The organism is Caproiciproducens sp. CPB-2 (assembly GCF_036287215.1).
Lineage (GTDB): Bacteria > Bacillota > Clostridia > Oscillospirales > Acutalibacteraceae > Caproiciproducens.
This window is the reverse complement of the sequence record NZ_CP142860.1, coordinates 3,241,330-3,267,200: the sequence shown is the minus strand read 5'-3', so window position 1 is coordinate 3,267,200 and position 25,871 is coordinate 3,241,330. Positions and strand designations below refer to the sequence as shown.

At 55.9% G+C, this 25,871-nt stretch carries 22 protein-coding genes and 1 pseudogene; 13 read left to right on the top strand and 10 right to left on the bottom strand.

What is annotated here, in order from left to right; genetic code table 11:
- Positions 1-125: 125 nt before the first annotated feature.
- Positions 126-404, bottom strand: coding sequence for a hypothetical protein (locus tag VXK30_RS16270; RefSeq protein ID WP_275714397.1), 279 nt, complete (start codon positions 402-404; stop codon positions 126-128).
- Between the two features lie 253 nt (positions 405-657).
- On the opposite strand from VXK30_RS16270, the gene VXK30_RS16265 reads away from it, so the two are divergent.
- From VXK30_RS16265 to VXK30_RS16250, 4 genes are all read left to right on the top strand, one after another.
- Positions 658-1,350 (top strand): iron-sulfur cluster assembly scaffold protein, encoded by a 693-nt coding sequence (locus VXK30_RS16265; RefSeq protein ID WP_275714395.1) that lies wholly within the window; start codon positions 658-660, stop codon positions 1,348-1,350.
- Positions 1,351-1,377: 27 nt separating this feature from the next.
- Positions 1,378-2,385 carry a GGGtGRT protein gene (locus tag VXK30_RS16260; protein WP_038326093.1) on the top strand — a complete coding sequence of 336 codons (1,008 nt, stop codon included), beginning with the start codon at positions 1,378-1,380 and terminating at the stop codon, positions 2,383-2,385.
- 343 nt (positions 2,386-2,728) lie between these two features.
- On the top strand, positions 2,729-3,556 hold the full coding sequence (locus tag VXK30_RS16255; protein WP_275714391.1) for a GDSL-type esterase/lipase family protein: 828 nt from the start codon (positions 2,729-2,731) through the stop codon (positions 3,554-3,556).
- Between the two features lie 7 nt (positions 3,557-3,563).
- Entirely contained in the window at positions 3,564-4,025 is a 462-nt protein-coding gene (locus VXK30_RS16250) for a DUF4358 domain-containing protein (protein ID WP_275714389.1), read from the top strand.
- 91 nt (positions 4,026-4,116) lie between these two features.
- Here the strand turns inward: VXK30_RS16250 and VXK30_RS16245 are convergent, their stop codons facing one another.
- The 3 genes from VXK30_RS16245 to rlmB are packed head-to-tail and all read right to left on the bottom strand — an operon-like array spanning position 4,117 to position 8,651.
- A complete protein-coding gene (locus VXK30_RS16245; RefSeq protein WP_275714387.1) occupies positions 4,117-4,749 on the bottom strand; it encodes a YczE/YyaS/YitT family protein in 633 nt (210 codons plus the stop codon).
- A gap of 28 nt (positions 4,750-4,777) precedes the next feature.
- On the bottom strand, positions 4,778-7,867 hold the full coding sequence (locus VXK30_RS16240) for a hypothetical protein (protein WP_275714385.1): 3,090 nt from the start codon (positions 7,865-7,867) through the stop codon (positions 4,778-4,780).
- A gap of 16 nt (positions 7,868-7,883) precedes the next feature.
- Positions 7,884-8,651 (bottom strand): 23S rRNA (guanosine(2251)-2'-O)-methyltransferase RlmB, encoded by a 768-nt coding sequence (gene rlmB, locus VXK30_RS16235; RefSeq protein WP_275714383.1) that lies wholly within the window; start codon positions 8,649-8,651, stop codon positions 7,884-7,886.
- A gap of 228 nt (positions 8,652-8,879) precedes the next feature.
- Here rlmB and VXK30_RS16230 point away from each other — a divergent pair, with 228 nt between their 5' ends.
- Entirely contained in the window at positions 8,880-9,977 is a 1,098-nt protein-coding gene (locus VXK30_RS16230; RefSeq protein WP_275714381.1) for an NlpC/P60 family protein, read from the top strand.
- Between the two features lie 105 nt (positions 9,978-10,082).
- Here the strand turns inward: VXK30_RS16230 and VXK30_RS16225 are convergent, their stop codons facing one another.
- The 6 genes from VXK30_RS16225 to VXK30_RS16200 all read right to left on the bottom strand — a co-directional run bounded on the left by VXK30_RS16225 (position 10,083) and on the right by VXK30_RS16200 (position 16,751).
- Positions 10,083-10,340 (bottom strand): HPr family phosphocarrier protein, encoded by a 258-nt coding sequence (locus VXK30_RS16225; protein WP_275714379.1) that lies wholly within the window; start codon positions 10,338-10,340, stop codon positions 10,083-10,085.
- 6 nt (positions 10,341-10,346) lie between these two features.
- Positions 10,347-11,255 (bottom strand): 1-phosphofructokinase, encoded by a 909-nt coding sequence (gene pfkB / locus VXK30_RS16220; RefSeq protein WP_275714377.1) that lies wholly within the window; start codon positions 11,253-11,255, stop codon positions 10,347-10,349.
- Between the two features lie 136 nt (positions 11,256-11,391).
- Complete coding sequence (locus VXK30_RS16215) at positions 11,392-12,657, bottom strand: zinc-binding dehydrogenase (protein WP_275714375.1); 1,266 nt, start codon at positions 12,655-12,657, stop codon at positions 11,392-11,394.
- Between the two features lie 41 nt (positions 12,658-12,698).
- Positions 12,699-13,151, bottom strand: a complete 453-nt coding sequence (locus tag VXK30_RS16210; RefSeq protein WP_275714373.1) for a PTS sugar transporter subunit IIA — start codon at positions 13,149-13,151, stop codon at positions 12,699-12,701.
- A gap of 33 nt (positions 13,152-13,184) precedes the next feature.
- Positions 13,185-15,278 (bottom strand): BglG family transcription antiterminator, encoded by a 2,094-nt coding sequence (locus VXK30_RS16205; RefSeq protein ID WP_275714371.1) that lies wholly within the window; start codon positions 15,276-15,278, stop codon positions 13,185-13,187.
- Between the two features lie 87 nt (positions 15,279-15,365).
- Positions 15,366-16,751: a PTS mannitol transporter subunit IICB gene (locus tag VXK30_RS16200; protein WP_275714369.1), complete on the bottom strand. Its 1,386-nt coding sequence runs from the start codon at positions 16,749-16,751 to the stop codon at positions 15,366-15,368.
- Between the two features lie 642 nt (positions 16,752-17,393).
- Between VXK30_RS16200 and VXK30_RS16195 the strand changes: the two are divergent.
- The 8 genes and pseudogenes from VXK30_RS16195 to VXK30_RS16160 all read left to right on the top strand — a co-directional run.
- Positions 17,394-17,660, top strand: a pseudogene (locus tag VXK30_RS16195) (DNA glycosylase); the annotation flags it as partial.
- On the top strand, positions 17,637-18,167 hold the full coding sequence (locus VXK30_RS16190; protein WP_275714367.1) for a DNA-3-methyladenine glycosylase family protein: 531 nt from the start codon (positions 17,637-17,639) through the stop codon (positions 18,165-18,167). The pseudogene VXK30_RS16195 and the gene VXK30_RS16190, both read left to right, overlap by 24 nt.
- A 109-nt stretch (positions 18,168-18,276) precedes the next feature.
- The gene (fba, locus tag VXK30_RS16185; protein ID WP_275714365.1) at positions 18,277-19,215 is read left to right on the top strand and encodes a class II fructose-1,6-bisphosphate aldolase; all 939 of its coding nucleotides are present in this window, start codon (positions 18,277-18,279) and stop codon (positions 19,213-19,215) included.
- A gap of 248 nt (positions 19,216-19,463) precedes the next feature.
- A complete protein-coding gene (locus VXK30_RS16180; protein WP_275714363.1) occupies positions 19,464-21,536 on the top strand; it encodes an elongation factor G in 2,073 nt (690 codons plus the stop codon).
- 93 nt (positions 21,537-21,629) lie between these two features.
- Positions 21,630-22,286, top strand: a complete 657-nt coding sequence (locus VXK30_RS16175) for a DUF4830 domain-containing protein (protein WP_275714361.1) — start codon at positions 21,630-21,632, stop codon at positions 22,284-22,286.
- Between the two features lie 83 nt (positions 22,287-22,369).
- Entirely contained in the window at positions 22,370-23,107 is a 738-nt protein-coding gene (locus tag VXK30_RS16170) for a pseudouridine synthase (RefSeq protein ID WP_275714359.1), read from the top strand.
- A gap of 239 nt (positions 23,108-23,346) precedes the next feature.
- The gene (locus VXK30_RS16165) at positions 23,347-24,459 is read left to right on the top strand and encodes an ABC transporter ATP-binding protein (protein ID WP_275714357.1); all 1,113 of its coding nucleotides are present in this window, start codon (positions 23,347-23,349) and stop codon (positions 24,457-24,459) included.
- Between the two features lie 321 nt (positions 24,460-24,780).
- On the top strand, positions 24,781-25,866 hold the full coding sequence (locus VXK30_RS16160) for a PucR family transcriptional regulator (protein ID WP_275714356.1): 1,086 nt from the start codon (positions 24,781-24,783) through the stop codon (positions 25,864-25,866).
- The last annotated feature ends 5 nt before the right edge of the window (positions 25,867-25,871 follow it).

Genomic DNA, 25,871 nt, shown 5'->3' with positions numbered 1-25,871 from the left:
TTTGCATATAAAATCAGTATATCATACGGCTTGATAAAAATAAAGAAGAATTCATGAATATTGGCCCCGCCGGGTCAGAAGAAAAAAAGACGGCGGAACCCCGTCCGCCGTCTGCGCTGAACCGATCAGTAACTTGCCGCCCCGATGGAAGAAAGGAGCGAAACGAAAGCCGCCCCGAAAATGATGCTGAGAACAACGCCGATCAACATCACGATCAGAAAGGCGCGGGCATAATTTTTGCGGTTGGTGTTGGCGCTGCCGCTGAACGCCCACACAAGCATCATGACGAGGCCCACCACGGGGATCGCCCCCACGAGCATCATGACCAGATAACTGCCGATGGAAAGAGGCGCGCTGTCTTCATAGACCGCAGGGTTTTGGTACGCGGAGTTCGGTTCTTGCATTTTTATCTCCCCAATATATTAGATTTGCCTTTATCGTAGCATTTTTCGACGGCTGATACAAGAATCCGACCTTTATTTTTTCATGGGAATTTATGGAAGAATTTCAGGGCGCGGGTTCCCCGGCTTCTATTTGTTAAATTATTAATTATTGGACATGTTTCTATTGATAAAAGGCAAAAAATCAACTATAATAAAACAGTATGTTTGGTTGTATGGAAATAAAACCAATACTGAAACCGAAAGGAGTACCGATATGAATTATTCCCCAGAAGTGGAAAAAATGTGTACTGTAACAAAGGGCCCAAAACACGGCCCCGCACCGATTCCTGAAGAAGGGAAATGGGTCAAGGCATATGAAATCAAGGATATTTCCGGTTTGAGCCACGGCGTGGGCTGGTGCGCTCCGCAGCAGGGCGCCTGCAAGCTGACTCTGAATGTGAAGGAAGGTATTGTACAGGAGGCTCTGGTGGAAACCATCGGCTGCTCCGGCATGACCCACTCCGCGGCGATGGCCGCCGAAATCCTGCCGGGCAAAACCCTGCTCGAGTGCCTGAACACGGACCTTGTCTGCGACGCGATCAACGTCGCTATGAGAGAAATCTTCAAGCAGCTCGCCTACGGCCGCAGCCAGACCGCGTTTTCCGAGGGCGGGCTTCCGATCGGCGCGGGCCTGGAGGACCTTGGCAAGGGGCTCCGTTCCCAGGTCGGCACCATGTACAGCACCGGCGCGAAGGGCGTCCGCTACATGGAAATGGCGGAAGGCTATGTTTTGAAAACCGCGCTGGATGAGAACAACGAGGTAATCGGTTATCAGTTTGTCAAGCTCGGCAAGATGATGGAGGACATCCGTCACGGCGTGAGCCCGGAAGAGGCTTATAAAAAGAATATCGGTCAGTACGGCCGCTTTGACAACGCGGCAAAGTATATTGACCCGCGTGAAGAATAATAAAGACCATAAAGGAGGACAAACTATATGGCTAACGATGTCATGTTTGAAGGAAAAGAAAGAAGAATGGCCAAAATAGAGAAGTGTCTTGCCGAGTATGGCCTTGCCAGCCTCGAAGACGCTCGCGACCTTTGCCTTTCCAAAGGGATCGATGTAGATAAAATTGTCAAGGGCGTACAGCCCATCGCGTTTGAGAACGCAAGCTGGGCCTATACCCTCGGCTGTGCAATCGGAGTCAAGACCGGCGTAAAGTCCGCCGCCGAGGCCGCCGAAAAGATCGGGGCCGGTCTGGAAGCGTTCTGCGTTCCCGGTTCCGTCGCCGAGCAGAGAAAAGTCGGCCTGGGCCACGGCAACCTGGGCGCCATGCTCCTGCGTGACGAGACGAAGTGCTTTGCTTTCCTGGCGGGCCACGAATCCTTTGCCGCCGCCGAAGGCGCCATCGGAATTGCCCGCACCGCGAACCGCGCCCGCAAGGAGCCGCTCCGGATTATCCTGAACGGCCTCGGCAAGGACGCCGCGTATATCATTTCAAGAGTCAACGGCTTTACCTATGTAAAGACCGATTTCGACTTCTTCAACGACGAGCTGAAGGTCGTTGAGACAAAGGCATTCTCCGACGGTGAGCGCGCGGCGGTCAAGTGCTACGGCGCGAACGACGTCCGCGAGGGCGTTGCGATCATGCAGGCGGAGGGCGTCGACGTTTCCATCACCGGCAACTCCACCAACCCGACCCGCTTCCAGCATCTGGTCGCCGGCACCTACAAGAAGTGGGCGCAGGAAAACGGCAGGAAGTATTTCTCCGTCGCCAGCGGCGGCGGCACCGGCCGCACCCTGCATCCGGACAACATGGGCGCCGGCCCCGCTTCCTACGGACTGACGGATTCCATGGGACGCATGCACGGCGACGCTCAGTTTGCCGGCTCCTCTTCCGTTCCCGCGCACGTGGAAATGATGGGGCTGATCGGCATGGGCAACAACCCGATGGTCGGCGCTACGGTGGCCTGTGCGGTTGCGGTTTTCGAAGCGCAGAAATAATCTTTCAGAAGAAGCAACGGTTACAGGTCTGTGACCATCCAAAGCAAATGATAACAATGATTACAAGGGCATGACAGTTTTGTCATACCCTTGTTTTGTACTTCCAAAAAAACAGGTTTTGAGGTATAATAGAACCCGTTGAAACGTTCCAAGATTAAGCACGACAGTGAGCGCAACAAATCGAGAGGGAGTATCGAATTACGGTTTTTCTGAATGGGAAATCAGAAAAATCGTTTGAAATATCGTCGCTTTATTTTGCAGATGGCTGTCAGTAAACGCGGGGTGCGGTTGGATGCAGGTTACAAGGTACAAACAATACAAAAGAAGGCGTTTTTTTCGAAGATTGGCCATTTGCATCTTTCTGGCGGGGGTCCTGTATCTGATCGGGCTGGGCGCCTTTGCCGCTTTCAGGGGAATCAGCCAGATGGTCCACGGCGCCGCGCGGCCGCAGAGCTCCGTTCCGGAGACGGTGAGCAGCGCGCCGCCGGACGGCGGTCCGTCAAAGGCGGAGCCGGCGGCCGGCCTTCCGCCCGAGGTGATTTCGTCGCCCGCCGTACCGCTCAGCAGCACCCCGCGGGACGCCGTCGCTCCGGCGGGATATTTTGACGACGCGCTGCTGATCGGGGACAGCCGGACGGAAGCGCTGCGAAATTACGACGGGCTGGACAACGCGGCCTACTACGCCGTGAAAGGGCTGATGGTCAGCACGATCTTCACGAAGCCGTCCATTGAGATCCGCGGAAAAAAATTGCCGGTGATGCAGGCGCTTAAAGAAAAGAAATACGGGAAAGTCTATATTATGCTGGGCGTAAACGAGCTTGGCTGGAGCAGCTTCAACACCTTTATCCAGGACTACCAGAAGGTCATTGACGGAATCAAAACCAGCCAGCCGGGCGCTGTGATTTACGTACAGTCCATCCTTCCGGTGACGGCGAAAAAATCCGGCGCGGATAAGGTGTACAACAATCGGAAAATCGAAGCGTACAATCAAGCGATCGAAGAGATGGCCGCGAAAAGCAAGGTGCGCTATCTCGCGGTCAATACGGCGGTTTCCGATTCGGAGGGGAACCTGCCCGAAGACGCTTCGGCCGACGGAGTGCATTTAAATAGGGAATACTGCAGAAAATGGTGCGAGTACCTGCGGGCGCACACGAATGGGGAAAGGGATTAGGAAGACAATGAGAAGAGCGGTCATGGTTATTCTGGCGTGCGCGCTGCTGTTTGCGGCGGGCTGTGCCGCGGACGCCCCGAAGCCGGTGGACACCGGGGAGGTCGCGGAAAAACTGATATCCTCGATCCGGTTTTCGGATCAAATGTCGAAGCTCGACGGCAAAACGGCGCTCAAGCTGTACGGGCTTGACGAAAGCGCCGTTTCCAAATCGGACGTTTATGAAAGCACCGGGGCCACGGCGGAGGAAGTGGCGGCTTTTGAGGCAAAGGACGAAGCTTCCGCCGGGAAGGTGGAAGAGGCCGCACAGAACAGAATAGAGGACCAGCGGGACGGTTTTACGGATTATCAGCCGCAGGAAATGGCGAAGCTGAAATCGCCCGTTCTGGTGAAAAGCGGAAAATATGTCATCCTGTGCGTGTCGGACGACAACGCCGGAGCGCAGAAAATCATCGACGGCTTTCTGAAATAGCCGATTCGCGGGAAGCGGCGTGCGCTGCCGCCGCGGATGAAAACAGAAAAAAGGCCCGGGCAGACGGAAAAAACGTCTTTTCGGGTCTTTTTTATTTGCTCATCAGGGGTTTCCTTTCCAGGGGAAACCATTTCGGCATCCGGTCGCCGAAAAATTTAATCAGCGGCCCCATGCAGAACGCGGTGATGACGGTGCCGATTCCCGCAACGCCGCCCAAAGAGGCGCCGAGAAGGACGGCCGTAACGTCGTAGCCGATGCGGCACCAGCGGTACTGCGCGTGAAGGAAGCGGACAAGGATGAAGCCGATGCTGTCGTAGGGCGAAACGCCCAGCTCGGGATACATGTAAAGCGCGGCGGTAAAAGCGAGAATGCCGACGCCCAGAAGCATGCAGGCGGCCCTGAGGAAGAGCGGCGGCTCCGGCGGCAGGAAAAAGGTGTAGAGCCAGCTGAAAAAGTCCACCAGGAAGCCGACGGCGACCATGTTGACGACCGTGCCGAAGCCGATCTTATCGCGGGCGAAGAAAAAGGTGAAAACCAGCACGATGCTGTTCATGATCAGCTGCCATACGCCGAAGCTCATGCCGAGCAGGCGCGCCAGCCCGGTGTTCATACAGGTGCAGGGGTCCGTACCCAGGCGGGCGTATACGGAAAGGGACACGGCAAAGCCCATGATCAGGGTGCCGGCGCACACCATCGCCATGCGCTTGCAAAGGTCTTTGTTCATATATTCTTTCTCACAATCCGTGTTAAAATCAAGGCTTGCGAAGCCTGGGCACGATCAGGATTGCCGCCGCCCAGAACAGCTCGTAAATCATCAGCGCGGTGACGGTCAGCTGGCCGAGCCCGGAGTAGCAGGTCAAAAACGCGACCAGCAGAAAGCCGAGGATCACCGCGACGTTCTGCAGGGCAAGCGCGATGGAAATGTTGCTGCGCTGGCGGACGCACGCCGTCAGCAGGCGCATCATGGCGGTCGGACGGCCCTTCGTGGCCATGACCGCTTCGGAACGCTCCTGCGGGGAAGCCGCCATTTCGGTATAGATGCTCCCCAGCCGCTCGGGCAGCACGCGCACGGAATGTTCGTCCAGCCCGAAGCATTCCGCGAGCAGAGCCGGGGTGATGTTCGGGTCGCAGGTGCGCACGATCAGGCTGATGCCGTTGTCCTCCATGCGCCTTAGCTCCATTGCGCGGCGGCGGTCGGAATTGTAGGAGACCACGAACATGGCGACCAGCTCCCCGCCGGAGGCCAGATAAACGATCCTCTTTCCGGTGCGGATGTATTTTTCCTCATAGTCGCGCGAGGGCGGCTCAATGCTGTGGGCTTCCATCAGCCTGCGGCTGCCCACCAGGATCCTTCGCCCGGAAACCCACCCGGTAACGCCCTTGTCGTCCTCGTAGACGGTATTGTCGATTTTCGGCAGCATGTCGCGGCGGCTCTTGATGATCTGGTCGAACAGGTCGCTTAACGGCCCGCCCACCGCGCACATCAGGGCGGTGGCGTCCACAATGGCGTCGTCGATGCGCTGCCCGCCGAAGGTCTTGATCGCGTTCAGCACGACGGTGCCCTTGGGAAACAGCTCTTTCGCGTCCACCAGCACGGCGTTGACCCCGCTGAACCGGTCGATCGCCGGATAGCCGACGATCATCGCGCCGCAGCGGGCGGCGATGCGGCTGACCCGGTTGACCGGAAGGTTGACGCTGAGCATATTGACAAAGGGGACGCAGATGCACGCGGCGGCCGCGAAAGCGGTCAGCGCGCAGAAAATATCCTTAAATAACAGGAGCGTAACGATGCACAGTATGAGAGAAGACACGAATCCGATAGGGGCCGTTATCTGTGAGGACTGCTCGCTTGGGTCCGGCTCATAGGAAAGGCTTAAAAATTGTTTTAAAAAATTCGTCTTTGCCTGATAGGCGATGACCGGCGCGTCCATCACGCAGCCGCTCGTCATCTGCAGCGCGATGTTGTGGTCGTCGAAAAGCTGTACGGCCTGTTTCTGGTCGGGAGAAGCGACAAAATGGAAATTGCGGTCGATCCGCCGGGCAAAGCTGAGCTTCCCCGCGGCGTTCAAAAACAGGGCCATGACCACGAGAATGGAGTACAGGTGCAGGTTCCCCGCCTGCAGGCTCTGCACGGAAAACAGCAGGGCAATATTCTGGATGAGCGCGGCGATATCCGCAACGGCGACGCCGCTGTCCGCGTTTGCCTGGAACGTGACCAGCCCCTTTAATCCGTTCAGGATGGGCGTGATGCTGAAAGCGGTGGCGGTCAGCAGGAATACAAGGTTCAGAATTATGTACGGCTGCGCTCCCGTCCAATCCCGGACCGCTTCCGGCAGCAGGAGGGAACCGTCCCGCAGGATACCGGAAAGAAGGAGGATCGCAAAGCTGATGCCCGTGACGGCCAGCCGGAGATACAGCGTCCGGATATTGGCGCTGAGGTCGTGGAAGATGGAGGGGGCGTCCGACGGGCTCTGGTAGTCGTCCAGTTCCTCCGGTTCGCCGGGCAGGTTGTCGGTGGAGTCGTTGTCCTCTTCTTCGTTTCCGAACACGCTGAAGCTTTTCTTTTTCGCCGGTTTGGCTTCGTCCGGTTCCTCCGGCCGGAAAGAGCTTTCGGGCGCTTCCCCTTCTTCGGGGTCCATGGCCAGGAAGGGAACGGGCTCGGGGAAGGGGATGGGCCGCAAAGCTTCCCCGGAAAATTCTTCCGCCTGCTCCGCGCCTTCCCCCGGCACGCCCGCGCCGCCGGACGGTTCGACGGGAATCCGGATCGGCGGCGGAGGCTGCTTCGGCTTGGCGGGCGGATAGCCCGCCGCCGCTTCAGACAAAACTTCCTCATAATTATTCAGCTGGATAAAATGAACGGGCTTTCTGAAATTCGCCCGGTAGCCGCGGACGTTTTCCGCCGACCGCGGCACCGGCTTCCCCGGTTCCCTGACGGGGGGCGGGGGCGGTACCTCTTCCTTTACCGCCGGCGCCGCCGCGGGCTCCTTGACCGGCTCTTCCGAAAGGCGGCAGCGGATGGAAGGAACGGCGTCGGGCTGGAACGGCGTCTGCGGGGTCATCGGCGGGGCCGAGGGCTGGAACACCGGTTCCGGGTGAGGCTCGCGTATTTCCGGCTGCGGCGCGGGGCCGGGCGCTATCTCCGGCTTTGGCTGGGGAGCCGGGCCGGGGGCGGGGTGCGGCGCGGGAGGAATCACGGTCGGAGCATACGGCTCCCGGGGTTCTTCCGGCTCCGGCGGTTCTTTCGACTTCGGGCCTTCGCCGGACGGCTGGTCCTCGTACAGGGAAAAGATATCGTCCTCATCCAGGCCGACCTGGCTCATGATTTTCTTCACGCGCTTTTTGCGCTCGCTGTGAAGACGCTCGAACCGTTCGGCAACCTCGTCGTCCACCACGTCGTCGCCGGTTTCACTGAAAAGATAGGAAAAGACCGGGTCTCCCTCTTTCTTTTCCGGATGGGGCACGGGGGCCTCTATTTTCCCATATTCTTCGCGGTAGTCCTCCAGCGACCGCAGCTGGAGGCCGTAGTAAATGTCCCCGTCCTCCTCCGGCTCCGGAAAGTCCCGCTTGCGGCGTTTGAAAAGTCCCCTGCCGCGGCCTTTTTTCTTTTCCGGTTCCGGCGCGGCGGGGTGCTCCGGAAGAGAGGACACTTTTGCGTCCAGAGCGATTTTTGCCTGCCGGGCAATTTCCTCCGGCGTGGCAACCGCTTTTTTTCGTCCCGGGTCAGCCTTTGCCTTTTGTTCGGTGGGCGCAGGCTCCTGTTTTCCTGTTTCCAAAGTGCGCGCTTCCGCTAAAATCTCGTCTAACGAAAATTTGTCGCGCGGAGCTTTTTGATTGTCGCCCATATTGATCGCTCCTGTATTATTTTGTCTTAATCCCACTGCGCTGGCGTGCAATTTCATAACAGATGATGCCGCAGGCGACCGAAGCATTAAGCGAATTTATTTTACCCTTCATCGGCAAAGATATGACAAAATCACATTTTTCTTTTACCAGCCGCCCGACGCCCGCGCCCTCGGAGCCGATCACAACGGCGGCCGGGCCGGAATAATCCACGCCGCACCATGGCTCTCCGTCCATATCGGCGGCGTAAATCCAGACGCCGCGTCTTTTCAGCTCGTCGATGGCGGCGGTGATGTTCGTCACCCTGGCCACCGGGACGTATTCCACCGCGCCCGCGCTGGCCTTTCCGACCGCGTAGGTCAGACCCGCCGCGCGCCGCTTGGGAATGATGACGCCGTGCGCGCCGGCGCACTCCGCCACCCGCAGAACCGCGCCCAGATTGTGCGGGTCCTCCAGCTCGTCCGCCACAATAATGAACGGAGGCTCGTTCCGCTCTTCGGCGAGCCGGAAAATATCGTCGACGGTCGCGTATTCCCTGACCGCCGCCACGGCGACCACGCCCTGATGATTGGCGTTGCCGCACAGGAAATCCAGCTTTTTGCCGTCCGCTTCCTTAATGGCGATCCCTTTCTCCTTTGCCTTGGCGATCAGCGCGCTCAGGCTGCCGGTGTGCGCCCCGCGGACGACGTAAAGGCTGTCGATGCTGCGCCCGCTGCGCATGGCTTCGCTCACGGCGTTCCTTCCCGCAATAATGTCGTCGCCGCGCTGCTTTTTTTCTTCGTTCATCTATTTTTACTCCCTGTTTTCATAAATATGGCACAATCTTCCAAAATTCGCCCGGAGTCCGGGAAAGGGCGGATTTTCCCCGCCTACTTTGAATTTCAAATTAACTATACATTTTCTATTTTAGCAGATATGGACATGCCCGTCAATGAGCGGAACTTCAAAACTTTTCCGGTGTGCTCATACTTTTCCCCGTCTGTGCATAGGAAAGATTCAGGAGGTACGGCAATCATGATCGTCATAAGACATAGTATTCCGCGAATTTTCATAAAAAAACGGTTTTGGGCAGCCGCCGGCATCCTGCTGCTGGTGCTTCTTCTGATTGTTTCCGCTGTAAAAAGCTGCGCCGGGCAGAAGGAAAGCCTGAGGGAATACGCGCTGGAAACAGTGTCGGAGGATTTCAAGCCTCTGGTTTCACAGGTGCTTCTGCGTACCCCGCAGGGGGAACAGATCAACACGAGGCTGCTGTACGCCGTCTACATCACCCTGTTCGACAACAGCCGGTATCCGGACAAAAGCGATGTGAGGGACCGCCTTGTAAAATGCTTCTATAGAGAGGAAAAGGATACGCCCATACCCCTTGAGGATACGGACGGGATTTTTGAGAGGATCGAGCTGGAATTCGGCCTTTCGGTCGACGGCGCGCAGAGAAAGTCCATTACCGGCATAAGTACGGAGCTGACGCCCGGGTATGTCGATTCCGTGTCCCTGCTGCAAAAAAACCTGAAGAGCGGGGACGGGCTGAAAAACAATATCGGCCTTGCCAATTTTGCCTGGAACGCGCTGGCCTGCAAAAGCGGCTACGTTTACGGGGCGGTCGGCCAGACGATCCGGATGCCCTTTCTGCAAAAACAGCAGCAGCGGTTCGACGGGGTGGACCGGGCGGACCTGACCGGGGAACAGATCAACGCCATCTACCTGAATTTTGGGGGAAGGCCGGGCTTCGACTGCAGCGGGCTGATCAAGGCGTACTGCTGGCTGGACGAATCGACGGGGGAAATCTCCGCAAAGCGGCAGGGCGCTCTGCCGGACTGTACGGCGGACGGCCTTTTCGAGTCGGCCGAAGTCAAGGGCGATATTTCCGCGATGCCGGACACCCCGGGGCTGGCGGTCCACAGGAGCGGCCATATCGGCGTTTATGTCGGCGGGGGAGAGGTGATCGAGGCCAGGGGGAACCGGTACGGCGTTGTAAAGACCAAGCTTGCGGGGCGCGGCTGGGAGCATTATCTGCAGGTACCCACCCTTACCTATGTCAGGGACGGAACCTACAGGATACAGGACCAGAAGGTCATTCTGTGCGGCGGGAAAATTGTGGGTACGAAGGAATAGAGCAAGAGACCGGCGCCAATGCGGAAGCATTGGCGCCGGTCTCTCCAGATGGAGGAAACTGTGCGTGAGTGAGATGGAGATGTATCATCATGAAATCTTGTAATCTTATAAATTTGCCTTAAAAAAGGCCTGCATGTTCCTGAATGCCTGTTCCTCGTCGGAACCTTCCACCGTAACCGTAACCTCTTCGCCCTTTTTGGCCGCAAGGCTCATAACGGAAAACAGTTTTTTTGCATTTCCCTTTTTCCCGCTTTTGCTGATGGTGACTTCCGAGGCGTGCTTCTGTGCTTCCAGAACCAAAAGGCCGGCGGGTCTGGCGTGGATCCCTTCCTTATCCTGAATGACATAGCGGAACTCTTTCATCTTTTTTCACCCCTTTATTGTTTTAAGCAGAGCGGAAACTTCTTTTCCGGTCGCAAGGTTTTCGGAAAATGCGCTGGCGCTTCCGGCGGCGATCCCGGTATGGAAGGCCTCGAGAAGGCTCCTGTTTTTCAGGTATCCCGCCAGGAAGCCGGCCACCATGGAATCCCCCGCGCCGACGGTGTTGACAACCCTGCCCTGCGGGGCCGCGCTCTGATAAACGCCGCCTGTTTCGCTGACAAGGATTGCGCCGTCGCCGCCCAGCGACACAAGAATGTTGCACGCGCCCAGCGCCTGAAGGTCCCTGCAGGCCAGGATGATTTCTTTTTCGCCTTTCAGCGCCCGTCCGCTCAGCTCTTCGAGTTCCTCCCGGTTGGGCTTGATCAGAAACGGCCGGAATTTCAGGACATTCAGGAGAAGCTGTCCGGTGGCGTCCACCACAATGCGGATCTTTTTTTCCTGCAGCCGTTCCATGATGGTCTCATAGGTGCCGGCCGGCAGGGAGGAGGGAATGCTGCCCGCGAGAACAAGGATATCTCCGTCGGAAAGGGAGCCGAGCTGCAAAAACAGTTCGCCGACTTTTTCCGGGGGAATGGGCGGGCCGCCGCCGTTTACCGCCGTTTCGCGTCTGGAGCGGATTTTCAGGTTGATACGGGACAGTCCGCCGTCCAGCCGGATGAAATCGGTGTTGCAGCCGAAGGACCGTACGCCCCGCTCGATTTCATCCCCGGTAAATCCGGCGATGAAGCCGAGCGCCGTGCTGTCGATCCCAAGGTTTTTCAGCACAATGGAAACGTTGATTCCCTTTCCGCCGCTCAGAATCTTTTCACCGCTGCTCCGGTTGATTTCGCCCTCGCGGAAATCCGGGACATCCGTGATGTAATCGAGCGCGGGATTAAATGTTACGGTATAAATCAATGGTGTGTACCCCCGCAGTCTCAGGCAGCCGATAAAATCGCGCAACCGCAAAATTGTTTTACAATTTTGCTTACTGCGTTGGCTGCGCTTGCACGATTTCTCGACGCCTGACATTCTAAGTTCTGTTGATCAGTTTTCAGCCGTTCAGCCCGTAATGCGCAAACAGAATCTGTTCCGCTTCGCTGTTCCACAGGCCGCTGTGCTTTTCGCAGCTGTCCGCCAGCTTTTTGAACAGCTCATCCTTTTCGCCCAAAGCGCGGAAATCGTCGATGGCTGTCAGAGGCAGATGGATATGGGTGTAAATCAGCTTTTTGCCGCCGGGGATGGAGGGCAGGTTTTCGGTTGCGTCGGCGACACAGTCCAGGCCGCCCACATGGGTGACCATCACCGACGGGTTGATGGTTCCGGCGGCGGACAGGTCGAGCGCTTCCACAAGGTCGTCGGTGTTGCCGCCGGTGGAGCCCATGATGTGGGTGCTTATGTAATGCGTGTTATACATATTGATATTGGCGGAAAACTTGTTGTCCGTCGGGCCGGCGAAGAAATTGAGGCAGCCGTCAAAGGCAAGCAGGCTGTCCGCCTGTTCTACCAGAGGACGGATGGGCGCCATGACGAGGATGTCGTCGTAGCCCTTGCCGCCGGTCAGCGCTTTCAGGCCTTCGTACTGGTCCTCAAGCTTGTTTGGATTGACGTATTTCAGCGTTACGCCCTGCGCCGCGGCCTTGGAAACCGGGACCACCGTTTCCGCGCGCGCGATGCGGTCCTCGCTGACGTCGGTCACAACGACCAGGCGGGGCTTTTTCTCAAGGCAGATGGCGTATTCCACTGCGCCGAGGCCCATGGGGCCCGCGCCGCCCATGATCAAAAGCGCGCCGTTTTCTTTGACGCCGGAGGCGTGGTCATAATTGCGCTTATTGGTGTGGTAGTTGGAATGGAAGCCGCCGATGATGCAGGACATCGGCTCGCCGAGCGAGGCCTCAAAGTAGCTGGGGCCGTGGTAGTGCAGCAGGCATCCCAGTTCCATCACCTCGTGCGGGATGATGCAGTAGGTGCAGTCCCCGCCGAAAAATTCGTAGGAATAGCCGGGGGAATTGAGGCTCCCCTTGTAGTTCAGGGCGGGCTGCTGGGCGAATTTTTCGCCCGGGGTGAATTCATGCTGCCACTTTGCTCCGACCTTTACAATGTCGCCGGCAAATTCATGCCCGACGATCACGGGATTCGTGTCGATATTCTGAGGGGCGCGCTTATGCTTTTTCCCCTGCTTTATTAGCTTATAGGTGGACATGCAGATACTGTCGCTGACAACCTTGACCAGTATTTCATCGTCCTTTATTTCCGGCAGCTCGAATTCCTCGAGCCGCAAATCGTCTGCTCCATACATTCTGACTGCTTTCGTCTTCATAGTGATTCCTTTCTCCGGCCCGTGCGGCCGGGAGCCAAAATTCAATCGCCGCTGAATAAACGGTAAATCTGATCGGCGTCCCCGCCTTTTACAAGGGTTTCCACCTTCTCCGGCGTATCCAGCTTCTCAACAATATTCCTTAAAATTTCCAGATGCTCGTCTCCGACCGCGGCGATGCCCACCACAAGGTAGACGGTTTCGCCGTCCCAGGGAATCCCGCCCGGATACACCAAGACCACCAGCCCGGAGGACGCGATTTCCTTTTTCACTTCGCTTTCTCCGTGGGGGATGGCAATGCTGTTGCCGATACAGGTGGAGAGCTTTTTCTCTCTCGCGAGCATGCCGTCGACGTAGGGCTTTGCGACATAGCCGCTTTCAACCAGCAACTCTCCCGCGCGCCGGATGGCTTCCTCTTTGTTTTCGGCGCTGCAGTTCAGGATAATGTTCCGCTTCATCAGAAGCTCCGGCTTTTTTGTGCTTTTCTTAAAAAACATAATGTGTGTACCACCTTCTTTGAATGGACGGTTTCATAGGTAGAGCTCTTTGATTTTCTGTGCAAAGTAGCCCTCCAGGATCTCCTGTATTTTTGCGTAGGAAACGTCCCGGTCCCCGGATTTGAGCGCGTTCAGAAAATCTTCGTCTTCAATCAGCGCGCTGCTGAGCTTTCCCATCATCTGGCTGTTCTCCTTACCGCCGGAGCCCGTGGGGATGAGCATGACGACCGCCAGTACGGCGCCCTTTAAATATTCGCTGCAGAAGGGAGGATGGTTGGGCAGGATCACGGAAAACACCGGCTTGCTTACGCCGCCGGTCCTTGCGTGAAGCAGGGCGAACTGATAGCTGGCAACCACCTGGGAACTGATTTTCTCCCTGGCGAGGAGATCGTTGAAAATCAGCCTGCGGTTTGTGTCGCTGTCGCCGAAGCGCTGGCTTGCCTGACTGACAAGCTCCGCGAAGCTGGTATTCTCATCCGTGTACGAAATCCCGAACTGGGAAAGCACGGACTGGATGTTTTCCGCCATATCCCAGGTTTTGTGCAGGTGGCCGGAGGAGCTCCCGCTCTTCGTTTCAGGCGGGAGCTGACCCGTTTCCACATAGGCACAGCGGTTGATCTCTTCGCGGATCTTTTCCAGATCCTCATCCGTAGGCAAGGGGCTGACCAGCAGATACGGGTACGGAACATCCCTGAGGGGGAAGGAGGAGACAAGGATATCGATATCCGGCGGGGTTCCTTCGGCCAGATCCTCCTGTGCGTATGTCTTTAGCAGAACATCCGCCTTGAACGTGTTTTTGATGCGGGAGGACATCAGATAGGAAATTCCGATCCCGCTTGCGCAGACAACGCCGATGGCGACGACCTTGCGCCGGAGCTTTCTTTCTTTCAGGCGGATGACCGCCGCCCCGAAATGGGTGGCAAGGTAGCCTGTTTCCGCGTCGGGCACGGCAAAGCCGTAGCTTTCCCAGATGACCTGCGCGGCATTTTTGCTTTTCTCAAAGATATCCGGATACATGGCGCGGATCTGGTCCAGCATATTGTTCTGGATGGCCATGTTGTGCTTGAGCCGGATCAGGGTGGGGTCCAGATGGACGATCAGCCCGCTCAGCAGGACCTCATCCGTTTTCAGCTCCTGAGCCATGTCCGGGTCGAACCGCTCGATCATCCGGTAAATCATGCGGATCAGGTCATAATGGTCGATAAAGAAATCGTCGTCCGGATTTTGGTCAATATATTTTTGTTTTGCGCTTTTGATATGAATACAGATATATGCCCTTTCCTCGTCGCAGATTTTGAACTGGAAAGAATCCTCCAGCATATCCGCGATGGTGTCGGCGAGCACATAGTCCTCAGTCGCTTTCAGTTTTTCGATGGTTTCCGGTTCCATGGAGATTGTTTTCTGCCTGATAATTCTTTCTACCGCGATGGAAAGATAGATGACCAGCCTGAAGCGGGAGGATTCCGTGAACCGTTCCAGCTTCCTGCTCGGAATCGTTTTCAGCGCGGAGATCACCTGATTGAAAATTTTGGCATCCAACAGGGGATAAACGTCTATTTGCTCAGCCGGTTTTCCGTTTGCACCGGAAGATGCCTCCCAGTATTCCTCCCGGCCGATATTTTCATAAATAAATTGGGAAAGCGCCCGGCGGTAGGCTTCCTCGGTGCCTTCCAGAGCAACACCGTACCCCTGCCGCCGGGACAGATCCAAATCGTTTTCCCGGAACCAGTCAGCAATGACGTCCATGTCATTGCTGATGGTCCCTTCGCTGACCTTGAACAGATTAGAGTAATAGTAAAGCTTCTGTACGCTTTGATTTTTCAGAATCTCCAGAATCAGGCGTTTCCTTCTGGATTCCTTGTCCATGGGTTCCGGTTCCTCTTCACTGAGAAGCGCCTGGGCAAGTTTTTCCCTGTCCTGTTCGCTTCCTTCCAGCCGGATTCCCACCCCTGACTTTGCGTTGATTTTCAGGTGAAAGGCGCGAAGCTGGGAGTCGACGTTTTCCATATCGCGGAAAAGCGTCCGCTTGCTGGTGTTCAGCAGGGAAGCAAGCTCGCTTACAGAAACGGGCTCCGTATTTTTCAGTAAAATACGGAACAAATGATTTAAACGCGGTGTAAAAGTCATTTGTAACCCCTCCTGATACCCAATGGTACTATTTTTTGCGCGCTTCGTATACCGTGTTTATGTACGGATTGAACCCGGTTTTCTTTGCTATATTGCCGAAGCGAGGCCGTTCAGCTGATTGACCAGCTCGTCATACTCCGGTGCCGCCATAAAGTTGGTGATGGTTACGAGCTGCGCGTTCGGAACGGCTTTCTTCACTCTTTCCATCAGCTCGTGATGGGTGACGACGATCTGAACGTCGCGCGGGATGTCTTCGATCGAGGAATGGAGAACCTGAATGTCCAGACCGGCTTCCCTCAGCTTTTTACTGAGAACGGTTGCGCCCATTGCGCTGGAGCCCATGCCTGCGTCACACGCGAAGACGATTTTGCTTACGTTGACTTTACGCAGAGCGGGCGCGGCTTTTCCGGATTTTCCGGCCTTCATTGCCTTTACCTTGTCTTTGGCTTCGTCAAGGTTGTCTTCGTCCTTCGCCGTTGCCTTCAAAAGTACGAACGAAAGCGCGAAGCTGACTGCCGCGGCGCATGCCACGCCGAGAATGGTTCCAAAGAAGCCGCCCTTCGGGGTCATCAGCAGGAAAGCGATGATGCTTCCGGGGGAAGCGGCCGCGACCAGGCCCGCGCCGAGGATTCCCTCAACAAAGGAACCGGTGATGCCGCCGGCGATGACCGCAAGGATCAGGATCGGGTTCATCATGACATAGGGGAAGTAGATTTCGTGGATACCGCCGAGGAAATGGATGATCACGGCGCCGGGAGCGGAGCTCTTCGCCGTGCCCTTTCCGGCGATGCAGTACGCAAGCAGCAGCCCAAGGCCGGGGCCCGGGTTTGCTTCGAGCATAAAGAAGATGGATTTGCCGACCTTGCCGGCTTCCTCAATTCCGAGCGGGGTCAGGATACCATGGTTGATCGCGTTGTTGAGGAACAGGACCTTCGCGGGCTCGATAAAGATCTGCGCCAGCGGCAGCAGGCCCGCCTTTACAAAGAAATCAACGCCGGCGGCCATGCCGTTGGTCAGAGCCACGCACAGCGGGTTGATCAGCAGGAACGCGATGATCGCGAGGATGCCGCCGATGATGCCGGCCGAGAAGTTGTCGACGAGCATTTCAAAGCCCGCTTTGACCTTGCCCTGGATCGCTTTGTCAAACTGCTTGATGCAATAGCCGCCCAGAGGACCCATAATCATGACGCCGAGGAACATCGGGATGTCCGCGCCGATGATCACGCCGATCGAGGCGATGGCACCGACAACGGCGCCTCTTTGTCCGCCGACCATACGGCCGCCCGTGTAGCCGATCAGGAGCGGGAGCAGATACTTCAGCATCGGGTCCACCATCGCCGCAAGCTTTTCATTCGGCGTCCAGCCGGTGGCGATAAACATTGCGGTGATAAGGCCCCAAGCAATGAAGGCCCCGATGTTCGGCATGACCATGCCGCTTAGGAATCTTCCGAAGCTTTGAACTTTTTCTTTCATTTTTACTCCGCCTTTCAACAAATAGTTCCGAAATATTTCTGCTATGATTATAAGCCGGAGCGCCATACTTTCTCAAGAGAAACAAAAACAGATTTGGCACACGGAAATGATGCCAAATTTTAATAACTGGAATTCCGTATTTTGTGCAATCTGCTGAATATGGTTTTTGCAGAGGCAAAAAATCCCCATGGAATCCCATTTTGAAGCGCCAAAGAATTCAGGACAAGCCGCCGCCTTTTCGGCTTTTATCCAGAGAGTAACTAAAATATGCGCCGCTTTTTTCCAGGCGTGGAGCCATTTATACACACAGTATTTGCAAAAGTTTACATAACGTCGTGGAATACTCGCGATTCTCTGTTGAAAACTCGGTTGAAAATGTTAATAAGTGTGGAGACCACCCCGCTTTCCCGATTGTGAATAGGAAAATGTATACATAATTATGTCAACCCACTATTGAAAACTTTAAAAACAATCAGTATTCTAACCTTTACCTAACTGTGCTATAATCATTTTACGACGCATGAAGACGATCAAGTGGATTTTCTTTTTCCGGACAAGTCTTTCGACACTCTCGCGATGAAAGGCTTTTCCGCGTAACGCTTTGGAAGGGAGGACGGACCTACGAGGAAGAAAACAGACAGCTTCGACCTGGAGCAGACGCTGGACTGCGGGCAGTGCTTCCGCTGGGAAAAGCAGAAGGACGGCTCCTACACGGGCGTCGCCTCCGGCAGGATTTTAAATATTTCTGAAGAAAACCGGGAACAGGCGCTGCGGGACCCCTTCTGGCGGAATTATTTTGATCTGCCGCTCGACTACGGGAAAATCCGGGAAGACCTGGCGGCAGGCGACGCCGCGCTGGCCCGGGCGGCCAAATTCGCGCCCGGCATGCGGATCCTGAATCAGGAGCCGTGGGAGGCGCTGTGCTCCTTCATCTTTTCCCAGAACAACAATATCCCGAGAATCAAGGGAATCGTGGCACGGTTCTGCGCCGGCTTCGGCGAAAAGATCGGGGATGGCTTTTTCGCCTTTCCGAAAGCCGAAAAAATCGCGTACCTGCGGGAGGAAGAGCTTGCGGAAATCCGCTGCGGGTTCCGCGCGAAATACATTCTGAGCGCCGCGCGCAAGGTGGCGCAGGGAGAAGTCGACCTGGAAGCGCTCAAAACCGCGCCGCTCCCCGAAGCCCGCGATCGCCTGATGACGATTCACGGCGTGGGGCCGAAGGTGGCGGACTGCACCCTGCTGTACGGGCTGCACCGGCTGGAGGCGTTTCCGATGGATGTGTGGATGAAGCGCGCGATGCGGGTGCTGTTTCCCGGCAGGGAGCCGGAAAGCTTCGGCCGCTACGCCGGGATCGCCCAGCAGTACATCTTTCATTACAGCCGCAGCAATCCGGCGCTGTTTGAAAAGGACGCCTGACGCCGGAACGTCCGGTTCGAAGGGATTTTGCGGGTTGTTAAAATTTAATCTTTCCCTTTCCCTTTTTTTGGGATATAATAGTCTTATCATACATTGGGAGGTAATTACCATGCCATTAGTCAATACAGTAGAAATGTTCAAAAAAGCATACGCCGGGGGATACGCCGTCGGCGCGTTCAACGTCAACAACATGGAAATTGTTCAGGGTATTACCGAGGCCTGCCAGGAACTGAAAGCACCGGTCATTCTTCAGGTTTCCGCGGGCGCGCGTAAATATGCGAACCACACCTATCTGACAAAGCTTGTCGAAGCAGCCGTGATCGAAAACCCCGATATCCCGATTGCCCTGCACCTTGACCACGGTTCTTCCTATGAGCTGTGCAAGGACTGCATTGACGGCGGATTTACCTCCGTGATGTACGACGGTTCCTCCAAGCCCTATGAGGAAAATGTGGAGGAAGCCCGCAAAGTAGCGGAATACGCGCACAAATACAACGTGACCGTCGAAGCCGAGCTGGGCAAGCTGGCCGGCGTGGAAGACGACGTAAAGGTGGAGGACGACAAGGCCCAGTTCACCGACCCGGACGAGGTGCAGGACTTTGTCAAGCGCACCGGAGTGGATTCCCTTGCGATCGCGATCGGGACAAGCCACGGCGCTTATAAGTTCAAGCCGGGCCAGAAGCCGAAGCTCCGCCTGGACATCCTGCAGGAGGTCGCCGACCGCCTGCCGGGCTTCCCGATTGTGCTGCACGGCGCTTCCTCCGTCATTCCCGAGTTCGTACAGCAGATCAACCGGTACGGCGGACAGATGCCGGACGCCATCGGCATTCCGGAGGAAATGCTCCGCGAGGCCGCGAAGATGGCGGTCTGCAAAATCAACGTGGACTCCGATCTGCGCCTTGCCATGACGGCGAGCATCCGCAAATATTTCGCGGAAAATCCGAGCCATTTTGACCCGAGACAATACCTTGCTCCCGCACGCACGGCAATCAAGGACATGGTAGCGCATAAGATCACTACCGTTCTGGGCTGCGCGGGCAAAGCATAAAATAGTTCGTTTCCATGTAAAAAGGTCCGTCCGGTTTCCGGGCGGGCTTTTTTACGTTTTCGGCCGAAAAACGCCCGTTTTGGCCGCGCGCGGCGGCAAAGGCGCTTTCCGGGGCAGATTCTTGCATGAAAAGCTGAAATTTTAGCAATTTGGGATTGTAATCATTGTAAAAACAAGCTATAATTATCGTAAATTTGGTTGCACAATTGTATGGTTGTAACAATCAATCCCTGAAAGGAGTATCTATAATGAAACAGTATCATGCAAAGAATATTCTCAACATTGCAATTGCGGGACACAGCGGCGCCGGGAAAACCAGCATCGCGGAGGCTATGCTGTATCTGTCCGGTGCTACCGACCGTTTTGGCAAGGTCGGCGAAGGAAGCACCGTCTGCGACTTTGACCCCGAAGAGATCAAGAGAAAAATCACCGTGACGACTGCGGTGGCCCCTTTGGAATGGAAGAATCATAAAATTAATCTGATAGATGCTCCTGGCCTTTTCGATTTTGAGGGCGGCATGTGCGAGGCGGTCCGCGCGGCGGATTCCGTCCTGATCGCCGTCTCCGGCAAAAGCGGCGTGTCCGTGGGTACGGAAAAGGCGGTGGAAGCGGCGAACAGGCGCGGCCTTGCGAAAATTTTCTTTGTCAACGGCCTGTGCGACGAAAGCGCGCGCTTCTACAAGGTGTTTGAGGATCTGAAGGCCGGCTTCGGCCCGTCCGTCTGCCCCGTTGTGGTTCCGTTTATTGAGGACGGCAAGGCGAACATCTACATCAACATGCTGGAATACAAGGCCTATGATTACCAGAACGGCAAACCGGTGGAAGTGAAGATGCCGGACATGGGAACCAGGCTGGAAGGGCTGCGCACCGCGATTTACGAGGCGGTTGCGGAGACCAGCGACGAAATGTTTGAAAAATATTTTTCCGGCGAGCAGTTTACGCCGGAGGAAGTGATCGTAGGCGTCAGCAAGGGCGTGAAATCCGGCGCGATCAGCCCGGTGTTCTGCGGGGACGCGCTGCTGATGAGGGGAATGGAGCAGTTCTTGGACGGCCTGACCTGGCTGGCGCCTTCCGCGGAGGAAAAAAGCGGGGAAATCGGCTCGGATGTGGACGGCAACCCGGTGGAGCTTTCGGTCAATGACGACGCTGCCGCCGCCGCGATTGTGTTCAAAACCATCGCCGACCCGTTTATCGGCAAGCTGTCCTATCTGAAGGTGATCTCCGGGAAAGTGGCGACGGATTCCCAGCTGCTCAATATGCGCACGGGAAATGTGGAGCGCATCGGCAAGACGGTCATGATGCGCGGCAAGAAGCAGGAGGACGCCCCCTGCATCGGCGCCGGCGATATCGGCGCGGTACTGAAGCTGCAGGGCGTCAGCACGGGCGACACGCTCTGTTCTCCGGCAAGAAAGGTCACGCTGGAAGGGATCACTTACCCGAACGCCACGCTTTCCATGGCGGTGGTCCCGAAGAATAAGGGCGAAGAGGATAAGGTCGCACAGGGCATTTTCCGCCTGGTGGACGAAGATCCCACCATAAAATTCACAACCAACGCGGAAACGCATCAGATGGTGCTGTCCGGTATGGGCGAGCAGCATCTCGATATTATCATTTCCAAGTTAAAGAATAAATTCGGCGTGGAGGTCACGCTGCAGAAGCCGCGCGTACCTTACCGCGAAACCATCCGCAAGAAGGTGCAGGTGCAGGGCCGGTACAAGAAGCAGACCGGCGGACACGGGCAGTTCGGCGATATCTGGGTCGAATTTGAGCCCTGTGACAGCGAGGGCCTTGAGTTCGGCGAACGCGTCGTGGGCGGCGCGGTGCCGAAAAACTTCTTCCCCGCGGTGGAAAAGGGGCTGCGCGAGTCCATTTCGAAAGGGCCGCTCGCCGGATACCCGGTGGTCGGGTTAAGGGCGACGCTGTACGACGGCTCGTACCATCCGGTGGATTCCTCCGAAATGTCCTTCAAAATGGCGGCGAACCTCGCTTACAAAGCGGGGATGCCGATTGCGAACCCCGTGCTGCTGGAGCCGATCGGCACGCTGAAATGCACGGTGCCGGACGCCAACATGGGCGATGTTATGGGCGAGGTCAACAAGCGCCGCGGCCGCGTGCTGGGGATGAACCCGGCGGAGAACGGCAGGCAGATCGTGGAAGCCGAGGTGCCGATGGCGGAGATGCACGATTTTACCACCTTCGTGCGTCAGTCCACCCAGGGCAGAGGGTCCTTCACCTTTGATTTCTGCCGTTATGAGGAGGCCCCGCCGCAGGTGGCCCAGAAGGTGATTGAGGAAGCGAAAGCCGCGGAAGCGCAAGAATAACAGACGAATGCAAACAGCCGCCGGAAACGGGGGCTGTTTTTGCATTTTTTCCCGTCTCCCCGCATATTTATCTTTATACAAGGGGGCGGGAATATGTTTATTTTTTCGATTAAGGCCGGCAGAAAAAAGATATTGATCGGGCTGGCGGCAATTTTACTGGTGGTGACCGCGGCGATTGTCGTGACGAAGCTGTTTCATTCCGGACCGGTTGCTTCGGCCGGCGGGAAGAAGTATACCCTTACCGCAGGCTCGAACGACCAGCGCGTTTCCTTTCTGGAACAGTTTGGCTGGCAGGTAAACACCGAACCGATTGAAGTGAAGGACGTGGCGATTCCGGCGCAGTTCGATGACGTCTATCTCCAATATAACAATATTCAGAAAGAACAGGGGCTTGACCTCACCCCCTACGCGGGGAAAACCTGTAAGCAGTGGATCTATGCGGTCACAAACTATCCGCAGGCGACCGATGTGCGGGCCACCCTTCTTGTTTACGACAACAGGGTGATCGGGGGCGACCTGAGCACCGTCCAGCTTGACGGCTTTATGACCGGTTTCTCCGGGGAGAAGAGCAGCAACGATTACGGGGAGCCGATCCAGGAGAATCCCAACGCGGCTTCCGCTGATCCGAACGCGGCCTCGGCGGACCCCAACGCGGCTTCCGCGGCGCCCAACACGGCTTCCGCCGGACCGAACGACGCTGCCGCCGCCGCTGCTTCTGAAATCCCGGCAAACGCCTGGCCCACGGACTGAACGGGCGGGGGCAAAGTCCGCATTGACCGGAGCGCCGCAATCGTTTAAACTAAAGGGACAGTGAAAACACGGAGGATGAGCAAATGAGCATGGAACGGCTCGACAAAATACTGGCTTCGCAGAACCTGGGCAGCCGCAGGGACGCCGGGGCGATGATTCGCCGCGGCGTTGTTGCGGTGAACGGCAGCGTGGTCAGAAAAGCCGACTATAAGGTGGACACGCAGTCCGACGAAGTGACGGTGAACGGGGAACCCCTGAATTTCCGGGAGTTCCTTTATCTGATGATGAACAAGCCCGCCGGCGTGCTCTCCGCCTCCCGGGATACGCGGGCGCGGACCGTGGTGGATCTGCTGCCGCCGGAGCAGAGGCGGCGCGGGCTTTTCCCCGCGGGGCGGCTGGACAGGGACACGGAGGGACTGCTCATCATTACCGACGACGGAGCGTTCGCCCACCGGATGCTCGCGCCGAAAAGCCATGTGTACAAGCTCTATGAGGCGGTTCTGGCCCGCCCGGTTGTCCCGGAGGACATCGCCGCGTTTGAAAACGGGGTGGAGCTGAAAGACAGGACGTGCCTGCCGGCGCGGCTGGAGGTCCTGGAGGACGGGGAACGCCCGCTTGTCCGCGTACAAATCCGCGAAGGGAAATTCCACCAGGTGAAGCGGATGTTTCTGGCGCGCGGCAACGAGGTGCTGAAGCTGAAGCGGGTACAGATCGGCGGGCTGAAGCTGGATGAAAAGCTGGCTCCGGGAGCCGCGCGGGAGCTGGACAAGTGTGAGAGATCCGCCATTTTCAGCCAATCTTCGCTATCCAATATACACTAAATTCGGGACCTGTTTTTGTGTTTTATCAGATTTCCATAATTCCAAAACGCAAAGTTTGGATAAAAAACGCCTGTTAATCCCCGGTCGCATCTGTTATCATGAATTCACGAAATGAGAAACGGTTTGATTTACAGCGGTCCATTATTCCCCCAAAGTGCCGATTGGGTTTCTTCCCTAATGGAAATGGAAACGCTGTGGGAACCGTTCAGACGAACAGTATGAGATTCAGGAGGATTATGATGGCAAACGTTACATTAAAGCATATTTACAAGGTCTACGAAGGAGGCGTGACCGCGGTTACGGATTTCAATCTGGAAATCGCGGACAAGGAATTCATTATTCTGGTCGGTCCGTCCGGCTGTGGAAAATCCACTACCCTGCGGATGATCGCGGGACTGGAAGAAATCAGCAAGGGCGAGCTGTATATCGGGGAGACGCTTGCGAATGATATTGCGCCGAAGGACCGCGACATCGCGATGGTGTTCCAGAACTACGCGCTCTATCCCCATATGACGGTTTTTGACAATATGGCTTTCGGCCTGAAGATCCGCAAGGTGGCGAAGGAAGAAATCAAGCGCCGCGTGGAAGAGGCCGCCAAAATTCTGGACATCTCCCATCTGCTCGACAGAAAGCCGAAGGCTCTGTCCGGCGGCCAGCGCCAGCGTGTCGCGCTTGGACGCGCCATTGTCCGCGACCCGAAGGTTTTCCTTCTGGACGAACCTCTTTCCAATCTGGACGCCAAACTGCGCGCGCAGATGAGGACGGAAATTTCCAAGCTGCACAAAAGGCTGGGCACCACCTTCATTTATGTAACGCACGATCAGACCGAGGCCATGACCATGGGCGACCGCATCGTGGTGATGAAGGACGGCTTTATCCAGCAGGTCGATACGCCGCAGAACCTGTACGATTACCCGGTAAACGAGTTTGTGGCCGGCTTTATGGGTTCCCCGCAGATGAACTTTATCGACGCGGAGGTCGAAAACAGGGACGGCCGCTTCTTCCTGAAATTCGGCAGGTACAGCGTTGCCGTTCCCGAAGGGAAGGACAAGGACGGCGTGCTGAAGGATTATGCGGGCAAAACGGTTGTGTTCGGCATCCGTCCCGAAGACGTGCACGACGAGCCGGACTTCCTCGCAAAGGCGACGGAAGGCATTGTAAAGGCCGGGGTGGAGGTAACCGAGCTGATGGGCGCGGAAACCTATCTGTACCTGAGCTGCGAGAACAGCGACATTACGGCCAGGGTGGAGCCGACCTCCACCGCCAAGACGGGCGACACCATTGAGATTGCCTTTAACCTTCAGAAAATGCATCTGTTTGATAAAGATACGGAAAAGACGATTCTGAATTGACGAGTCTCCCTCACGGAGGGAGGTTTTCCCCTGACCGTCTTCCTGCAATTTTTCGCCGCCTGACAGTTTTCCGACATTCCCGGGGCCGTGTGAACACGGCCCTTTATTTTTATACAGAAAAATAAAAATATTTTTCCGCCGGCAAAGAAATAAATTATGGTAAAAAAAGGGGATTTTATCCCCAGATTTCTCCTGAAAATGATATTTTTTTATTTTATGTTCAATACATAGTTGAAAAATGCATTGAATTTATGTAAAATGTATGTAGCATACTATAATATTTCAGCAGATTCCACAAGTTATATAAAGTGAGGGAGAGCTATGTCAAATAGATTATTTCAGGGAGTTATCCACCAAATGCGCGACGCAATCGACCGTACGATCGGTGTGATCGATGAGACCTCGGTTATCATAGCTTGCAGTGAGCTTGGCCGTATCGGCGAAGTGAACGACAGCATTACCGCCGAGGTTCTGGCGACGCCGGGAACTTTTGTGGTCAACGGCTATACTTTTAAGTCGTTCGGCAGCCGCCCAAGGCCGGAATACGCCGTTTTTGTTTCCGGCAGCGATCCGGAGGCCGGCCGCTACGCTTCCCTGCTGGCTGTTTCACTGAGCAGCATCAAGCAGTATTACGATGAAAAATACGACCGCAGCAACTTTATCAAGAATGTGATTCTGGATAATATCCTGCCCGGCGATATCTATTTGAAAGCCCGGGAGCTCCGCTTTAACGCTGATGTGAACCGCGTGTGTATGCTGATTAAAATTACGAGCAAATCCGACATTTCCGCTTACGATGTGGTACAGAACCTTTTCCCGGATAAAAACAAGGACTTTATTATCAATATTAACGAAAACGATATCGCGCTGGTCAAGGAAATCCGCGCCGGCATTGAGCCGAAGGATTTGGAAAAACTGGCGAGTTCCATTGTGGACACCCTTTCCAGCGAGTTCTACACCCACTGCGTGGTCGGGATCGGCACCACGGTGACCGGAATCAAGGATCTGGCCCGTTCCTTCAAGGAAGCCCAGGTCGCGCTGGAGGTCGGCAAGGTGTTCGACACCGAGAAGCCGATCGTCAGCTACGACAACCTCGGGATTGCCCGTCTGATTTACCAGCTGCCGACGACACTGTGCGACATGTTCCTGAAGGAGGTCTTCAAGCGCGGCTCGATCGAATCGCTGGACCACGAGACCCTGTTCACCATTCAGCGCTTTTTTGAAAACAACCTGAACGTTTCCGAAACTTCCCGCAAGCTGTTTGTCCACCGGAATACGCTGGTTTACAGGCTGGAAAAGATCAAGAAGATCACCGGTCTGGATCTGCGCGAGTTTGAAGACGCCATTGTTTTCAAGGTCGCTCTGATGGTCAAGAAGTATCTTTCTTCCAACCCAGTTAAATTCTGACAGGG

Excerpts from the sequence above, each read along its gene's own strand:
- VXK30_RS16175 (WP_275714361.1), top strand. The coding sequence starts at position 21,630 with ATGTTTATTTTTTCGATTAAGGCCGGCAGAAAAAAGATATTGATCGGG.
- VXK30_RS16265 (WP_275714395.1), top strand. The coding sequence starts at position 658 with ATGAATTATTCCCCAGAAGTGGAAAAAATGTGTACTGTAACAAAGGGC.
- VXK30_RS16180 (WP_275714363.1), top strand. The coding sequence starts at position 19,464 with ATGAAACAGTATCATGCAAAGAATATTCTCAACATTGCAATTGCGGGA.
- VXK30_RS16205 (WP_275714371.1), bottom strand. The coding sequence starts at position 15,278 with ATGACTTTTACACCGCGTTTAAATCATTTGTTCCGTATTTTACTGAAA.
- VXK30_RS16250 (WP_275714389.1), top strand. The coding sequence starts at position 3,564 with ATGAGAAGAGCGGTCATGGTTATTCTGGCGTGCGCGCTGCTGTTTGCG.
- VXK30_RS16240 (WP_275714385.1), bottom strand. The coding sequence starts at position 7,867 with ATGGGCGACAATCAAAAAGCTCCGCGCGACAAATTTTCGTTAGACGAG.
- VXK30_RS16245 (WP_275714387.1), bottom strand. The coding sequence starts at position 4,749 with ATGAACAAAGACCTTTGCAAGCGCATGGCGATGGTGTGCGCCGGCACC.
- VXK30_RS16210 (WP_275714373.1), bottom strand. The coding sequence starts at position 13,151 with ATGTTTTTTAAGAAAAGCACAAAAAAGCCGGAGCTTCTGATGAAGCGG.
- VXK30_RS16160 (WP_275714356.1), top strand. The coding sequence starts at position 24,781 with ATGTCAAATAGATTATTTCAGGGAGTTATCCACCAAATGCGCGACGCA.
- VXK30_RS16190 (WP_275714367.1), top strand. The coding sequence starts at position 17,637 with ATGCGGATCCTGAATCAGGAGCCGTGGGAGGCGCTGTGCTCCTTCATC.
- VXK30_RS16260 (WP_038326093.1), top strand. The coding sequence starts at position 1,378 with ATGGCTAACGATGTCATGTTTGAAGGAAAAGAAAGAAGAATGGCCAAA.
- VXK30_RS16270 (WP_275714397.1), bottom strand. The coding sequence starts at position 404 with ATGCAAGAACCGAACTCCGCGTACCAAAACCCTGCGGTCTATGAAGAC.
- rlmB (WP_275714383.1), bottom strand. The coding sequence starts at position 8,651 with ATGAACGAAGAAAAAAAGCAGCGCGGCGACGACATTATTGCGGGAAGG.
- VXK30_RS16215 (WP_275714375.1), bottom strand. The coding sequence starts at position 12,657 with ATGAAGACGAAAGCAGTCAGAATGTATGGAGCAGACGATTTGCGGCTC.
- VXK30_RS16200 (WP_275714369.1), bottom strand. The coding sequence starts at position 16,751 with ATGAAAGAAAAAGTTCAAAGCTTCGGAAGATTCCTAAGCGGCATGGTC.
- VXK30_RS16225 (WP_275714379.1), bottom strand. The coding sequence starts at position 10,340 with ATGAAAGAGTTCCGCTATGTCATTCAGGATAAGGAAGGGATCCACGCC.
- VXK30_RS16170 (WP_275714359.1), top strand. The coding sequence starts at position 22,370 with ATGAGCATGGAACGGCTCGACAAAATACTGGCTTCGCAGAACCTGGGC.
- VXK30_RS16230 (WP_275714381.1), top strand. The coding sequence starts at position 8,880 with ATGATCGTCATAAGACATAGTATTCCGCGAATTTTCATAAAAAAACGG.
- fba (WP_275714365.1), top strand. The coding sequence starts at position 18,277 with ATGCCATTAGTCAATACAGTAGAAATGTTCAAAAAAGCATACGCCGGG.
- VXK30_RS16165 (WP_275714357.1), top strand. The coding sequence starts at position 23,347 with ATGGCAAACGTTACATTAAAGCATATTTACAAGGTCTACGAAGGAGGC.